14 protein-coding genes are annotated in these 14,236 nt (G+C 65.2%); 2 read left to right on the plus strand and 12 right to left on the minus strand.

All coding sequences use genetic code 11. The features are described 5' to 3' along the window. Positions 1 to 124: 124 nt before the first annotated feature. The 3 genes from D779_RS09695 to D779_RS09705 form a co-directional block, all read right to left on the minus strand. A complete protein-coding gene (locus D779_RS09695; protein WP_043753279.1) occupies positions 125 to 1,456 on the minus strand; it encodes a four-carbon acid sugar kinase family protein in 1,332 nt (443 codons plus the stop codon). Between the two features lie 201 nt (positions 1,457 to 1,657). Further along, the gene (locus D779_RS09700) at positions 1,658 to 3,907 is read right to left on the minus strand and encodes a phosphoketolase family protein (protein ID WP_052348014.1); all 2,250 of its coding nucleotides are present in this window, start codon (positions 3,905 to 3,907) and stop codon (positions 1,658 to 1,660) included. A gap of 217 nt (positions 3,908 to 4,124) precedes the next feature. Next, entirely contained in the window at positions 4,125 to 4,361 is a 237-nt protein-coding gene (locus D779_RS09705; protein WP_232424147.1) for a DUF4351 domain-containing protein, read from the minus strand. 218 nt (positions 4,362 to 4,579) lie between these two features. Here D779_RS09705 and D779_RS09710 point away from each other — a divergent pair, with 218 nt between their 5' ends. Continuing rightward, complete coding sequence (locus D779_RS09710; RefSeq protein WP_043753164.1) at positions 4,580 to 5,356, plus strand: IclR family transcriptional regulator; 777 nt, start codon at positions 4,580 to 4,582, stop codon at positions 5,354 to 5,356. Positions 5,357 to 5,477: 121 nt separating this feature from the next. Next, complete coding sequence (locus tag D779_RS09715) at positions 5,478 to 6,083, plus strand: glutathione S-transferase (RefSeq protein ID WP_043753165.1); 606 nt, start codon at positions 5,478 to 5,480, stop codon at positions 6,081 to 6,083. Between the two features lie 24 nt (positions 6,084 to 6,107). Here the strand turns inward: D779_RS09715 and D779_RS09720 are convergent, their stop codons facing one another. The 9 genes from D779_RS09720 to D779_RS09765 all read right to left on the minus strand — a co-directional run bounded on the left by D779_RS09720 (position 6,108) and on the right by D779_RS09765 (position 14,192). After that, complete coding sequence (locus D779_RS09720; RefSeq protein WP_043753166.1) at positions 6,108 to 6,581, minus strand: Na+/H+ antiporter subunit E; 474 nt, start codon at positions 6,579 to 6,581, stop codon at positions 6,108 to 6,110. Positions 6,582 to 6,714: 133 nt separating this feature from the next. Beyond that, entirely contained in the window at positions 6,715 to 7,113 is a 399-nt protein-coding gene (locus D779_RS09725; RefSeq protein ID WP_043753167.1) for a 4Fe-4S dicluster domain-containing protein, read from the minus strand. Positions 7,114 to 7,316: 203 nt separating this feature from the next. Continuing rightward, positions 7,317 to 8,417 (minus strand): NADH-quinone oxidoreductase subunit D, encoded by a 1,101-nt coding sequence (locus D779_RS09735; RefSeq protein WP_043753169.1) that lies wholly within the window; start codon positions 8,415 to 8,417, stop codon positions 7,317 to 7,319. Continuing rightward, entirely contained in the window at positions 8,414 to 9,019 is a 606-nt protein-coding gene (locus D779_RS09740) for an NADH-quinone oxidoreductase subunit C (protein ID WP_043753170.1), read from the minus strand. Before D779_RS09740 ends, D779_RS09735 begins: the two co-directional genes overlap by 4 nt. Then, the gene (locus tag D779_RS09745; protein ID WP_081763440.1) at positions 9,019 to 9,651 is read right to left on the minus strand and encodes an NADH-quinone oxidoreductase subunit B; all 633 of its coding nucleotides are present in this window, start codon (positions 9,649 to 9,651) and stop codon (positions 9,019 to 9,021) included. The genes D779_RS09740 and D779_RS09745 overlap by 1 nt, the downstream gene beginning before the upstream one ends. Continuing rightward, positions 9,651 to 10,565 carry a respiratory chain complex I subunit 1 family protein gene (locus D779_RS09750; protein ID WP_043753172.1) on the minus strand — a complete coding sequence of 305 codons (915 nt, stop codon included), beginning with the start codon at positions 10,563 to 10,565 and terminating at the stop codon, positions 9,651 to 9,653. Before D779_RS09750 ends, D779_RS09745 begins: the two co-directional genes overlap by 1 nt. Then, entirely contained in the window at positions 10,565 to 12,340 is a 1,776-nt protein-coding gene (locus D779_RS09755) for a proton-conducting transporter transmembrane domain-containing protein (RefSeq protein WP_043753174.1), read from the minus strand. The genes D779_RS09750 and D779_RS09755 overlap by 1 nt, the downstream gene beginning before the upstream one ends. After that, positions 12,337 to 13,812, minus strand: coding sequence for a complex I subunit 5 family protein (locus tag D779_RS09760; protein WP_043753176.1), 1,476 nt, complete (start codon positions 13,810 to 13,812; stop codon positions 12,337 to 12,339). The genes D779_RS09755 and D779_RS09760 overlap by 4 nt, the downstream gene beginning before the upstream one ends. Then, a complete protein-coding gene (locus D779_RS09765) occupies positions 13,809 to 14,192 on the minus strand; it encodes a sodium:proton antiporter (protein ID WP_052348016.1) in 384 nt (127 codons plus the stop codon). Before D779_RS09765 ends, D779_RS09760 begins: the two co-directional genes overlap by 4 nt. Positions 14,193 to 14,236: the final 44 nt, after the last annotated feature.

Here is a 14,236-nt window from a genome sequence, read left to right on the forward strand (position 1 = left end):
CGGAAAGGGCGCATCATGCCATCCCCGATCATTGGGGGACAACGCCCTCCATCGGCTCCAGGAGGGGCGAATCCTGCTGCTGCCGAAGGCCCATCGAGACGATCGGACGGTCGGACAGAGTCACTCAGGTCACTGCGGTCAGTATGCGATAGACCTCGGCCAGGGCATCCTCATCGCCCACGTTGCCCGGAAAGATCACCACCGGCAGGTCCGACAGACGCGGATGATCGGACGGACAGCGCACCACCGAACATCCGGGCTGAATCTGGCCCAGCACCCGCGCGGTCCGCAGCGCCAAGCCCTGGCTGAGTGTATCGTTCGAGGTGATCCCGCCCTTGCTGATGAGGAAGCCGGTCTCGCGCGGCAGGTTGCGGACGAGCCGCACCAGAAAGCCCGAGACCCGCTCGCCGAAGGCCAGACGCTCGGATTTGGTCTCGAAGCGGCGCTCGCCCCGGCTGGTATAGAGCACCAGGCTGCGATTCTCGTGCTGGGCCGTCTCCAGACGATCTAGGAGCGCGTCGAACAGCCCCTCCTCGTCCTGGATCAAACGCTCCAGATCGATCTCGGCCGGTACCACGTCGGTCGTTTCGATCAGCCGCTCCAGCTGACGGCTCGACTTGGCCACATGCGAGCCGACCAGCACCACGCCCGGCCGACCATTGCGCACATAGGCGGACATGCCCTCCGCCGGGATCGGCTGTGGCGGCAGTCTTGCGAGCGAGGTCAGCAGACTCGCGGCGCTGCGGAAGAGGAAGCGCTTGCCGGCAGCGGCGGCCTCGATCAGCCGAGCGGCGAAGCCGTCGAGATCGGACTGGCGCTCGGCATCGACCACGCAGCAGACATTGCCGCCCAGACCGGCGAGCCGTTCGGCCGAATCGCCGCGCACGTCCGCGAGACCGAAGCGCTCGACCTCCCCGGCCCGGATGCGCCCGGCGGTCTTCTCCTCCACATAGTCGGGCAGGAAGGCATGCTGGAAGCCGAAGACCGAGTCCCGGGCGAACTCGGTCTCGTTGACCGGCACGGGCTCGCCATCGACCATGAGGTAATGCACCCCGTCGCGGGTGATGCGTCCCCCCTCGAAGAAGGCCGGAACCAGGAAATGGGCATCGAAGGGGCCGAGCTCCTCGGCAATGACGTCGGTCTCGACCGGATAGTGACCGCGCAGGGTCGAGTCCGAGCGGCTGACCACCAGCGGCTGGATCGGCCGGCCGGCGGCGGCCAGCCGCCCCAGCGCCTCGCGCAGATTGACGCAGATCTCGCGCGTCACGCGCTCCGCATCCTCGGCCCCCATGCCGCGCGTATTGCTCAGCACGAAGAGGATCGGCGAATCGTCGCTCAGACCCTCGATCAATGTCTCCGGATCCCATCGTGTCAGCAGCAGACAGGAATGCACCGTCTGCGAGCCCGTGGGATCGTCGTCGATGGCGATGATCTTGGTGGTGGGTGTCTGGTTCATCGGCATGAAGCTCCAACGCAGGGCATGGCCTGAATCCGGGAATTGGAACCGCGAAGGCGTAAAGGACGCGAAGAAAGCCTAAAGATATGGGCCATGCGCTGATTTCATCCGCAGGATGAGCGCCATACGCCTATCACCCATTGAAATCCTTTGCGCCCTTCGCGCCTTTGCGGTTCAAAGATTCTCTGATGATCGAATGCCCTAGGCCGCGTTGCCGAGCGCGGGCCTGGCCTGCACCATCAGCGCCTTGACTCGCCGCTCCAGCCCCTCGGGCGAGATGCCGTTGAAGGCCATGATCTCGGCCGGGCTGGCGGTGGTCTCGCCGCGTTGCCAGCCGACCAGGTCGCGTGCCGCCGCACGGCTGCGCAGCATCACCGGCTCCAGGGCCACGGTGCCGCCGCCGCTCACGCCGATGAGGGCATCGCCGTGGAAGAGCGACTCGAAGGCCGCATCGTCCATGAAGTCGCCGTCCGGCTCGGCGCTGTGCGACCAGGCGACGTCGTCGGGCCGGTAGAGCCGGCGCGGGTTGGCCACGGCGACGATGCGCACCCGATACCCCTCCGACTCCAGCCGGTCCTTGGCGGCGAACACCGGCTGGAACACCATGTCGCCGGTGACGGCGAAGACGAGGGTCCCCCGCGGCCCCTGGGCCGACTCGTAGAGCCGGACGGCACCCTCGCGCATCGCCTGCTCGGACTGTTCCGGGGTAGAGTGGACCGGGAGCGCCGACTTGGAGGCGACGATGGCGATGCACTTGTTGGACTGCCCGATCGCCCAGGCATAGGCGGCCTGGATCATGTTGGCGTCCGCGGGATAGAGCAGATAGACGTTGCCGTTGCGCATCTGTCCGCCGATGTAGTTCTCGATCTCGGGGCGCTGATGGGTCCAGCCGTTGCGCCCCTGCTCCAGCGCCCCGGCGGTGAACATGGAGACCATGGCCGGCGTCTTGCGCCTCAGCTCGGCCATCGCCTGACCCACGGTCTGCACGATCGGCCAGCCGTTGATGGCGAAGCTCTCGTAGGAGAGCCACAGCGAGCGTCCGCCGAAGAGCGCCAGACCGGCGGCGAAGCCGGCGCAGGCATCCTCGTTCAGCGGCTCGTAGACCTGACCGCTCGGGGACTGGTTGTAGAGGTCGTCCTGAGTCGGATGACGGATCTTGAGCGCGTCGTTGATCGCCTTCATGGCGGATGCCTCGTTGCCGTCGGCATTGGTCACCACGAACTCGGGATCCCGCCGGCCCAGCTCGGCGACCATGGCCGCCAGGGTGCTCGCCGGAACCGCCTGATCGCCCGGCGCGAATGACTGCATAGGCAGCGCGCCGATCTTGGTCAGGGGACGTTCGCGCTCGGTCACCACCGTCTCGGCGGCCGGGCCGCCACCCGCGCGGCTCAGGTTGGTGCGCACCAGCGACCAGACCTCCGGGGCCAGCGCACCCCGCTCCAGTGCAGCGGCGATAGTGTCCTTCTCCGGGGTATCGCCGGGATAGAGGTTGTGCGACTTGGCGCCGCTGGCATGCACGCCCGCGCCCTTGAGCTGCTTGATGACAACGCAGGTCAGGGTCCCGCTCATGGCCGACTCGGCCGCCTCGCGCACCCCTTCCAGCACGGCGCGACTGAAGGCCATTCGGGCCTCGGGGCCGAAGCGGGTGCTGTCGACATAGGCGCCCTCCTGGCCCGCGTCGTCGAACTCCTTGGCGTCGATCAGGACGATCCTCTCGAAATCGTGTGCCCGCCAGTAGGCTTCCATCTGCGCGTTGTCCATGAGGGACACCATCGAATGATGCTCCTGGCTGTAGCCGTTCCAGATCAGCACCGGCAGGAAGTTGGTCACCTCCGGGTAGGCGGTATGGAAATGCTTCATGGCAGAGAGGATGTAGGGCTCGCCCAATCCGCCGTCGCCGATGGTGCAGGGAAAGAGCCGGTCGCGATTGAGATATGCGCCGGCCATGGCGAAGTGCTGCCCCTGCCCGAGCGGTCCGGCCGGGGCCAGCAGACCGGGAATGGCACCGGACAGATGGCCGAGCAGACCGTCACGCTCGCGAAAGCGCGACTGCAGGTCGTTCACCGTTCGGATGCCCATCCTCTCCAGCGAACCGTCGAGGAACATGGCGCTGTAGAAGCCGGGCGCATGGTGGCCCACCTCTGTGACGATGTTGGTATGACCCAGCATCGCCAGGGCGGCATAGGCATCGGCCGAGCTGGCGAAGCCACCGGGGTGGCCGGACTGCTTGGAGGCGCAGAGCTGGAGGGTCAGATACCGCAGCGCGTCGGCCAGCCATTGGGTCTGGCGCACCGAGGCCGTATCCATCTCCTGGATGCGATCCTGTCCCTCGGCGATGGCGGCGGTCCGGCCCGACTGGTCGAAGTCGGCCGGCAATTGCCCAAAATGCAGGATGCCGTCGAGAAAGGCGGCTTCGGCCTGATCGGCCCGGCGCGGGGATGCATTCGTCATCGTCTCTCTCCTCAGATAGTGACCGCTCCGTCTCGAACTGGACGGCTTGCGTTGAGGAGAATCTAGTGAGGGAAAGCGAATTTCACAATAGAGGATGAATTCCACATTATGAAATATCACCTGTCATCGCACCCAGAATCGCAGCAGCGAGGAGATGGAGATCGAGGTCGCGTGCTCGGATTATCCAAAACAGTCGAGCGAGACATCGGAGGGCTCGCTAGTGCAGCACCTCTTCGAGCGAGGTCGCCGTGAGCACCCGCTCGGACCATATGAGCAGGGTCGACTCGTCGGCCTGGGCGATCCGGGACTGAACCTCTTCGGGCAGTTCGCCGAACTTCAAATGCAGTTGTCGCGCCAGGAGCCGGGCCTCGCCTTGCTGCATACCCTGCTGCATGCCTTGCTGCATACCTTCCTGAATGCCTTCTTCACGAAAACGTTCGGCGAATCGGCTCATAGTCTGTGCCTCGTCTGGGTAGTCCTGTGCGTATCGTTCATTATCGTCAAGGGCCGCATAGATCATGAAGACCTTCCGGATGCGGGCTCGACCGAAGAATTGTCTACGCTCAGAAAATCCGACGCAAAGCCGTTCGGTTCAGCTCACGACACCAACTCTTGAGACAAGTGGCGCAAAATCTGATTTCATCATGCGGAATTCATTTCGAGGAATCCGCCATGGCTCAAGACAGCCCTTCCGGCATCCAGGTCATCGATCGCGCGGCCTCGCTGCTCGATGCCATCGCCCGCTATCCAGACCCGGTCAGTCTCAAGATCCTCGCTGCCGAGACCGGGCTGAACGTCTCCACGGCCCACCGCATCCTCGCCTCGCTGATCCACAACCGCTTCGTCGAGAAGGACGCGGCCGGGCACTACCGGCTCGGACTGCGGCTACTGCAGCTCGGCGTGCGGCTGCACGGCAACGTCGACGTGCGCGCCATCGCCCTGCCCATCATGGAGGATCTGCGCGACCGCTTCGGCGAAACGGTCAATCTCACCATCCGCGAGGGCGACGCCGTGGTCTATATCGAGAAGGCGACCCCGAACCGCATGATCCACGTTCAGCAGCTGATCGGATCGCGCGCACCGCTTCATGTCACCGCCGTCGGCAAGCTGATGCTGGGCGCTGCGGGCGAGGACGCGATCCGCGCCTACGCCGCCCGCACCAACCTGCCCGCCTATACCCGCAACAGCATCACCGACCTGCCGCGCCTGATCGCCGCATGCGCCCAGTCTCTCGAGCGCGGCTATGCACTCGATGACGAGGAGGCCGAGATGGACGTAGGCTGTATCGGGGTGCTGATCCAGGACGGCACCGGCAATGTCAGCGCCGGACTGTCGGTGTCGGCGCCGATCAACCGCAGACGATTGGACTGGGTTGAAGAATTAAGAGAAGCAGGACGAACTCTGTCCGACCGACTGGGCTATCGGGGACAGGTCCGGACCGAGGGATGAACTTCGAAGACTGGGCGAACATCAGTATCCGCTGAAATACTGACAAATTTCCTCGATCTCATATGGGACGAGGTTAAACTCCAGACTCCGCCAGATGACATCACGATTACCGGAGGACTGGATGCTACTGCGTCACTCACACACCTCGCCCTATGTCCGCAAGGTCATGGTGCTGCTGCACGAGACGGGCCTCATCGACCAGGTCGGGATCGAGACGACCGACGGCTGGTCCGAGCCCGAGGCCCTGACCGCCGAGAATCCCCTGTCCATGGTCCCGACCCTGGTCCTGCAGAACGGCCAGACGCTCTTCGACAGTCCGCTGATCTGCGAATACCTCGACCGCCAGCACGTGGGCCGGCCCATGATCCCGCCGACCGGAGAGATGCACTGGCGGGTGCTGCGCGATCAGGCGCTGGCCGACGGTATCATGGATGCGGCCATCCTCATCTTCATGGAAGGCGTCAAACGTCCCGAGGACCTGCGCTGGGACTGGTGGCTGGAGCTCAAGCAGCGGGCGATCGAGCGGGCGCTGGATCTGTTGGAACAGGACGTCGAGGCACTGCGCGATCGGGTCGATCTCGGCACCATCTCGGTGGCGGTGGCGCTCGGTTATATCGACCTGCGCGGGGCCGTCGAGGATTGGCGCCGCAACCGCCCCGAGTTGACCGACTGGCACGCGGAATTCAGCCAGCGGCGGTCGATGATCGCGACGGCGCCGCCGCTCTAGAGGCGCCGAGGGGCGCATCGGCCGTCAGATCCTCTCGATGGCGTCTTCCATCGCATCCTTGATCACCGCCCCGGCGCGCTCGGGATCGGATTCCCGAACGTCGATCCAGTGGACGTACATCTCATCGCCATCCATATCCAGGGTGACCGTCCCCGGTGTGAGCGTGATGCTGTTCGCCAGGATGAGACGCTGGTAGGGCCTCTCGAGCCGGGTCTTGATCCGCACGATGCCGGGATTGATCGGCAGGCTCGGGCTGAGCACGCGCCGGGCGACGTCGATATTGGCGAGCACGAGGTTCTTGAGGAAGACGGGCATATAGGCCAGGAGCGCAAGCGGATTCCAGGGCCGGCTCAAGGCATCCGAGGCTGCAGCCGGTATCGTCAGCCAGACGATGACGGCAGACACCAGAAGACCGGCGACCAGTTCCTGCGGATCGGCACTGTTGGTGAGACCGACCCAGATGATGAATAGGGCCAGCCCCCACTGAATCCGATGCATGTCTCAATCTCCAGGGTTGTGGAATAGATAGCCCCCAGCTATGGAACCACCCAATCGGCAAAAGGCTAAAGGAGCAAAAGCCTCCGCAAAACGACGGCTGGAGGCTGATCGCTGACGGCTGAAAGCTCTCTCTTCACTTGTCCTTCGGCATGTAGAGGAAGCTGTCTCCGTCGGCGCTGACGTAGACGCATTCGGCCTCCAGCCTCAGCGAGTCGGGACCGCAGACGTCGACGCAGAGCCCGCACCAGCAGCAGCGCCCGTAGTCGATGCGCGGGACCAGACCGCTCGCGTTCTTGGGGTTCATGACGGCACCCGGGAGAGGCTCGACCATGTCGATCGCCTCGTTCATGCAGATGTCCTGGCAGTTTCCGCAGCCGACGCAGGTGCTCAGCGTATTGACGTGGAAACCGCGGTAGCCGGTCACGTCGGGGCGGCGCTCGACCGGGTAGTTCAGGGTATGCGGCCGCTTGAAGCCCTGCCCCAATGCACTGAATGGATGGACGATGCCCTTGATATCTGGATTCCAGGTCATGATGACGACTCCTGCGCGTGATTAGTGAGCCTGAACCTGGCAATTCGAACCGCAAAGGCGCCAAGGACGCGAAAAAAGACGAGCGTCCGAGTGGTACAGGAAGATGCCCGAGCCATCGCAGGACATCCTGTGCGCGCTTTGGGTTCTCAGCGGTTCGATTGCCTGCCCGAAGAGGACGAAGGGGATGCGGCCGGACACGGCGCTCATCGCTCGATCTCCGGCGGACAGATGCCCAGAGACGTCATGATGAGGGCCACGTCCGAGAGCTGGGCGCCTTCCAGCAGCCGCTCCAGCAGGGTGAAGGCATGGATGATGGAAGGCCCGCGCACCTGCAGCCGACGCAGATAGGGCGACCCGTCCCCGGCCATGAAATAGCCGAACGCACCTCGGGCCGATTCGGACTGCACATAGGTCTCGCCCTTGGGCACCTTGAGATTGCGGTGCTTGGGCAGCTTGCATTGGATGGGACCCTCGGGGAGCTGCTCGAGGACCTGGCGCAGGATGCGAATGCTCTGGCGCATCTCGGCGCGCCGCACCAGGGCGCGCGCATAGACGTCGCCGGCCGTCTGGGTCGGGATGTCGAAATCGAGCCGGTCGTAGACCAGATAGGGCGCATCCCTGCGCACGTCGCGCGGGATGCCGCAGGCGCGGATCACCGGGCCTGCGTAGCCGTTGCGGATGCACTCCTCGGCGCTGACCACGCCCACGCCCTGCAGCCGCTTCTTGACCACGGCATTGTCGAAGAAGATGCGGTCGTACTCGGGCAGGCGCGCCTCGAGCGTATCCAGCAACCGGGTCAGATGCTCGGGCAGGTCCTCCGGGAGGTCGCGCTTCACGCCGCCCGGATAGATGTACATATGGTAGACGCGACCGCCGGTGATGGCCTCGAAGAGGTCGAGGATGTAGTCGCGCTCGCCGACCGCCCACTGGGGCACGATCTCGTGACCGATGGACCCGCCCTGACCGGCGAGCCACAGCATATGTGCCTGAAGCCGCGCCAGCTCGAGGATCATGACCCGGATGTACTGGGCGCGCTCGCTGACCTCGAGCCCCAGCAGTTCCTCGACGCCGCGCGCGAAGTTCTCCTCGTTGGGGTCGGGTTCGGGCACGCAGATGCGGCAGACGATGGTGAAGGCCTGGATGACGGTGCGCCGCTCGATCAGCTTCTCGAAGCCGCGGTGCAGATAGCCGACGTGGGTCACGGCCTTGACGATGGTCTCGCCGTCCAGGTCCAGCTCCAGGCTCATGTTGCCGGTGACGCCCGGATGCTGGGGCCCGTGGAAGATCTTGATGGTGTCGCTCATGCGCCGCCCTCCCCCGGCTCGGGCTTGGAGACGGCGGGCGCGGGATCGGCCTTCGCCGCCGGCGGCGCCTTCGCGGCCTTCTTGGCCTCCTTGCGCCTGCGGATGGCCTCGCGCACGTCCTGGTTGTCCTCGCGCCCGGAACGCATCTCGTAGGTCTCCTCGACGAACTTGAGGGTGTCGAACTCGCGCCGCATCGGCGGGATGCCGGTCCAGCCCTCGAGCATGAAGTCGCCCAGACTGGGGTGACCCTCGATCGAAATGCCGAACATCTCGTGCAGCTCGCGCTCGAAGACCTCGGCCTGGGGCCAGAGCGGGATGGCGGTCGAGATGGCCTCGCCGTCGCGACCGATCCAGACCTGCACGACGAGCGAACGATCGCGCTCGGCCGTCTCCAGGACATAGGACAGGCAGAAGACGTCCTCCTCCATCCAGTCGGTGCAGGCGATGGTGGCCAGGGTCGCGAAGCCGTGCTGTCGCTGCAGCTGACCGAGCAGCGAGAAGAGCTGGGCCTTGGGCACGCGCAGGAAGGCCTGATCGGGCCGCCGCTGGCTCTGCTCCAGGATCTCGAAGCCCGGCAGCTTGGGCAAAAGGTCTTCCAGCATCAGACGACGCCCCCGGCGTGATACCAGTCGCAGGTATAGGTCGGGGGTATCTGGTCGCCCAGCACCTTGCGCTGGTTGGCCTTGTACCAGTCGATGTGCTCGCGGTAGTGATGATAGCCGCCCTTCTCGCCGTTCTTGATGCGCCCCTGCAGGGCGACGAAGCCCTCGATCAGGGCCTCGGGCCGGGGCATGCAGCCATTGACGAAGATGTCGACCGGGATGTAGCGGTCCACCTGCTTGATGGTGTTGTAGGAGTCCCAGTACATGCCGCCGTTGATGGTACAGCTGCCCAGGGCGATCACGTACTTGGGCTCCTGCATCTGCTCGTAGCTGCGGATGACCCGGCGCAGCGTCTTGAGCGCCAGATAGCCGCTGACGATGAGCACGTCGGCCTGACGCGGCGTCGCCGCGCCGACGATGCCGAAGCGCTCGGCATCGAAACGGCTGGTCATGAGCGGGCGCATCTCGATCGCCCCGCAGCCGGTGCCGTAGGCGAGCACGAAGAGGCTCCTGTGCCGCATCCAGGAGACCAGACGTTCGAGCACGCCCTGCCGGATCGACTCGGCCTCTCCCGGAACCTCGAGCATGGCCTGCTCGCATTGAAAACCTTCGCATTGGGTCTTGTGGTACATCAGGCGCTCCAGGAGGGTAGCCAGACGGTCAGGATCACCCCCAGAACGCCGAGCCCCAGCGGGACCTTCCAGAAGAAGTCCACCGCCTGCTCGGTCTTGAGCCGGGGAAAGACCATGCTGATCACCGTCGTCAGCAGGAAGAGGGAAAATGCCTTGGCGATGAGGACCAGGATATTGGTGGCCCCGCCCAGGAAAAGATCGACCAGCAGCACCAGCTTGGCGATGGACATCATCATCCGCTGGGTCATGAGCACGCCCAGCAGCCGGCCGCCGAACTCGACCCGCGGCCCGGCATAGACCTCGACCGGCGCCCCGACCACGTCGAAGGGCGCGCCGTGCTGGCTGCCGATGAAGGGCAGCAGGATGACGCAGAAGGCGATCGGGTTGGTGACGATGCCCCAGTGGGCCAGACTGTCCTGCGCCGCCATGATGGCATGCACCGAGGCCGTCTCGTGCTGCAGCATCACCATGGCCAACCCCAGGAAGAAGGGGACCTCGAGCCCCATCAGCCGGGTCAGACCCCGGGTCACGCCCATGACGCCGAATGGATTGCCGCTCGACCCCACCGCCAGCGCGTTACCCAGCGGGCCCACCACCAGCAGATAGATGATCAGGATCAGGTTGCCGTACTGGGAAAAGCCCTGCAGCCAGTCCGAGTCCTTGAGAAAGGGGACGAAGAGCACCGTGGTGAAGGCCCCGGCCATGATGATCATGGGACCGAAGAAGAACATGGGACCGTGGATCAGGGTCTCCGACTTGAAGAAGAACTTCATGTTGTCGAAGAGGTTCTGCCAGATGGTCGGCCCCCAGCGGCGCTGGACGCGGGCGTTGAACTGGCGGTAGAAGCCGTAGAAGAGGAAGCCCATGACGTAGCTGACCCCGATCATGGCCAGCGAATCGACGACGGCGTGCATCACAGCCCTCCCAACATAGACTGAGCGGCGAGACTCGCCGCGAAGACCACCACGGCGATCAGGATCCAGATCTGGGGCCGGCCGACATAGAGGCTACCCAGCAACGCCGCCGCGGCACGCATCTGCCCCGCCAGCCCCAGGTAGAAGCCGCGCGTCCCCCGGCGCAGGATCCAGCCGACCAGCGGGATGCGATGCAGTTCGCGCCCCATGCCGGCACCATAATGCAAAGGCGTCCCCTCGGTTGGGACCTCGCCCGCATAACTCAGATCGTAGGGGCTGCCCGCGCGATGCATGCGCCCGCGCAGCAGGAGAAAGATCCCGGTGACCAGCACGAAGGCGATGATGAAGACCAGCATGAGGACGACGCCGTCGTAGCCGCCGTAGGTGGTGGTGAGCTCCGCCCAAGAGGCCCCGCCGATCGTCTCCATCCCCAGCGCGACCAGCACCGGATCGATCAGGACCTGGACCGGAAGTCCGGGCAGAAACCCGAACAGCACCAGCAGCGCCATGAGGATCACCTGGGGCACCAGATAGATCAAGGGCGCCTCGCGTGCCTCCCGCGCCTGCGGCGAATTGGCATGCCCCAGGAACGGCCCGTAGATCAGCTTGTAGCAGTAGATGAAGGCCGCCGTGCTGGCCAGGATCATGGCCGCGAGCAGCAGCAGCCAGCGGGCGTCGACCAGCGAGACGAAGATCAGATACTTGGCGGCGAACCCGGGCAGCGGCGGCATGCCGGCGAGCCCGATGATGCCGATCAGCACCCCGAAGAAGGAGACCGGCATCCGCTCGATCAACTTGCCGAGATCCTTGAAGCGGCGCTGCCCGGTCTGCAGCACGATCCCGGCGACGCTGATGAAGAGCAGCACCTTGACCAGGGTATGCACCAGGGCGAGATAGAGCGCCCCAGCAAGGGCCAGCGAACTGCCGACGCCGATCGCCGTGGTGATGTAGCCGACCTGGGCGATGGACGAATAGGCCAGCAGACGCTTCATGTCCTCCTGTGCGATCGCCTTGTAGGTGGCGACGACGGAGGTGACGACACCGATCCAGGCCAGCAGATATCCGGCCGCGGGGCCCTCGAGCAAGCGGCCGGCGAGGCTCGTCAGGGCATCGGGGAAGAGCGTCAGCAGCAGAATCAGTCCGTAGACCCCCATCTTGGAGATCGCGCCCGAGAGGAAGGCGCTGAAGAGATCCGGCGCCTGGTCGTAGCTGCTCGGAACCCAGATGTGCAGCGGCAGGGTTCCGACCTTGATGAGAAAGGCGAGCCCGAGCAGAACAGCCAGGATCAACTCTTGGCCGAAGGTCGTACCGGCCAACGGACCGATCCGGAAATCGCCGCTGAGGCTGTAGTAGAACAGAATCCCGGCCAGCAGCAGAAAGGCCGAGGCCAGGTTGAAGAGGATATAGGACTGCGAGGTCTCCAGATCCGCGCGCGGCGAGCGCAGCAGAAGCAGATAGCTGCTCCAGGTCATGATCTCCCAGCCGATGAAGAAGCTGATGAAATCGCCCGCGAGCAGCAGGAGTTCCATCCCCAGCACGAGCGGGACATAGAGCGCCAGCGACGACCAGTCGAGGGGCCGGCGCAGCATGGGCAGGGCGACCAGGGGGGCGGCCACCGCCAGGAGCACCATGAAGAATCCGGCCAGGGGCGTCAGCGTCAGGCTGAGCCGCACCCCGTCGATCAGGGTCCAGGAGAGACTCCCGTCCCAAGCCAGCAGCAACAGGCCCGGGCTCAGAGAGACGATAAGGAAGAGAAGACGGAGAATCGCGCTCATGACCCGGCCCCCAGCACGGCACTCAAGGCCGCTCCACGATCGAGCAGGGCCTGGGCGCCCTCGATGAAGAGATCGTCGACGAGGAAGGGCGCGACCCCGAGCAGGACGATGAGGCCGGCGGCCACGGCGATGGGCGCATAGCCCCAGCGCTCCACGGCTCGCGCCTCGGGGAGATCGGCCCGAGGCTCGTAGAGCACCTTGATCCAGCGGAAGTAGTACCCGGCCTCGATCAGGGCCGCCAGCAGGACGAGCGCGACCGGCCAGAAGACGCCGGCCTCCGCGAAGCCCTTGAGGATCCACAGCTTGCTGGCGAATCCGTTCAGGGGCGGCAGCCCCATGACCGCGAGCGCGCCCAGGACGAAGAAGGCCGCCGCCAGGGGTCTGGCCCGGCCGGCCCCGGCGAGATCCGCGAGCCGCGCCGAGACGAAGCTGCGCATCAGGACGGCGGCGGTCAGGAAGAGCACCAGCTTGATCAGCGTATGATTGGCCATGTGGAACAGCCCCCCGGCCGTGGTCGCCTCCGCACCGAAGCCGAGCGCCAGCGCGATGAGCCCGATCTGCCCGAGCGACGAATAGGCCAGCATGCGCCGCATGTCGTCCTGACGCAGCGCCACGACCTCGGCGACCAGCATGGTGGCCGCGCCCAACCCCATCAGCCAGGCGCCCGCGACCCCGGGATCCGCCAGCAGCAGAAAGACCAGGTGGAAGAGCACGAAGAGGAAAGCCTTGACCAGAAATCCCGAATAGAGACCGGCCACCACCGGATGGCTGCCCTGATAGATGTCCGGAACCCAGAAGTTGAAGGGGAAGAGTTCGGCCTTGATGCCCAGTCCGACCAGCATCAGCAGACCGATGAGAATCTGCATCGGGCCCGGGATTCCGGCGAAGCCCTCAGCGATCGCGGCCAGATTGAGCTGGCCGATCTGCAGATAGACCAGCACCACCGCGAAGAGGAAGAAGACGGCGGCCACCGAACCGATGAGGAGATACTTGAGCCCGGCCTCCAGAGCCGGGGCATCGCGCCGCAGCGCGCTCAAGGCATAGGCGCTGACCCCCGAGATCTCCAGGAAGACATAAAGGTTGAAGAGATCCCCCGTCAGCACCATGCCGTTGCAGCCGGCGATCAGGAGCAGCAGGAAGATGAAGGCCCGACGGTCGCGCAGATAGGACTCGCCGTCGCCCAGCCAGATGAAGGCGGTCGCCAGGAGCCCGGTGAAGCTGATGAGGGCGACCAGGATCCAGGAGGCGCTGTCCAGCTGAAGATGGATCCCCAGGGGCGGCGCGATGACGATGGTCTCCACCAGCGGCGCGATCCGAACCTCCGGCAGGAGCGCCAGGGCCAGCAGCAACAGCACGGCCGGCGTACCGACCAGCAAGGGCATCAGCAGCCGCAGACGGACCCACAGCGGCGAGGCGAAGGCCAGCAGCAGCGGGAGTGCGACGAACCAGACGGGCGTGAGCGGCAGGGTCATCGGGGCTCCTTCAGCTCGGTCAGACTGGCGACGTCGGCCCGACCGGTCAGGCGGTGATATTGGATGGCCAGGCTCACGCCCAGCGCCAGCACCGCGAGGCCGATGACGATGGCCGTCAGCGTCAGCGCCTGGGGCACGGGATCGGCCATGTGGGTGAAGGAGCGGAGCCCATCGGAGAGGATCGGCGCCGTCTCGCCCGGAGAGGTCGCCAGTCCGATGAAGAGCAGATACACCGACAGCTCCATCAGCGCGATGCCGATCAACACCTTCAGCAGGTGCCGTTTGGCCAGCAGGCCGTAGAGACCGATGAAGAAGAGGATCAGGGTTCCCAGTACGACGATGCCGTGGAGCACCCCGGGGTCATTCAGGAAGGCCAACATCGCCTACAACTCCTCAATACAACTCGAGTGGCCAGCATTCAGCC

It is taken from the genome of Imhoffiella purpurea, assembly GCF_000585215.1.
In the GTDB taxonomy this organism is placed as follows: domain Bacteria; phylum Pseudomonadota; class Gammaproteobacteria; order Chromatiales; family Chromatiaceae; genus Imhoffiella; species Imhoffiella purpurea.

Coding starts and splice junctions, on each gene's coding strand:
- D779_RS09695 (WP_043753279.1), bottom strand. CDS start 1,456: ATGAACCAGACACCCACCACCAAGATCATCGCCATCGACGACGATCCC.
- D779_RS09700 (WP_052348014.1), bottom strand. CDS start 3,907: ATGACGAATGCATCCCCGCGCCGGGCCGATCAGGCCGAAGCCGCCTTT.
- D779_RS09705 (WP_232424147.1), bottom strand. CDS start 4,361: ATGAGCCGATTCGCCGAACGTTTTCGTGAAGAAGGCATTCAGGAAGGT.
- D779_RS09710 (WP_043753164.1), top strand. CDS start 4,580: ATGGCTCAAGACAGCCCTTCCGGCATCCAGGTCATCGATCGCGCGGCC.
- D779_RS09715 (WP_043753165.1), top strand. CDS start 5,478: ATGCTACTGCGTCACTCACACACCTCGCCCTATGTCCGCAAGGTCATG.
- D779_RS09720 (WP_043753166.1), bottom strand. CDS start 6,581: ATGCATCGGATTCAGTGGGGGCTGGCCCTATTCATCATCTGGGTCGGT.
- D779_RS09725 (WP_043753167.1), bottom strand. CDS start 7,113: ATGACCTGGAATCCAGATATCAAGGGCATCGTCCATCCATTCAGTGCA.
- D779_RS09735 (WP_043753169.1), bottom strand. CDS start 8,417: ATGAGCGACACCATCAAGATCTTCCACGGGCCCCAGCATCCGGGCGTC.
- D779_RS09740 (WP_043753170.1), bottom strand. CDS start 9,019: ATGCTGGAAGACCTTTTGCCCAAGCTGCCGGGCTTCGAGATCCTGGAG.
- D779_RS09745 (WP_081763440.1), bottom strand. CDS start 9,651: ATGTACCACAAGACCCAATGCGAAGGTTTTCAATGCGAGCAGGCCATG.
- D779_RS09750 (WP_043753172.1), bottom strand. CDS start 10,565: ATGCACGCCGTCGTCGATTCGCTGGCCATGATCGGGGTCAGCTACGTC.
- D779_RS09755 (WP_043753174.1), bottom strand. CDS start 12,340: ATGAGCGCGATTCTCCGTCTTCTCTTCCTTATCGTCTCTCTGAGCCCG.
- D779_RS09760 (WP_043753176.1), bottom strand. CDS start 13,812: ATGACCCTGCCGCTCACGCCCGTCTGGTTCGTCGCACTCCCGCTGCTG.
- D779_RS09765 (WP_052348016.1), bottom strand. CDS start 14,192: ATGTTGGCCTTCCTGAATGACCCCGGGGTGCTCCACGGCATCGTCGTA.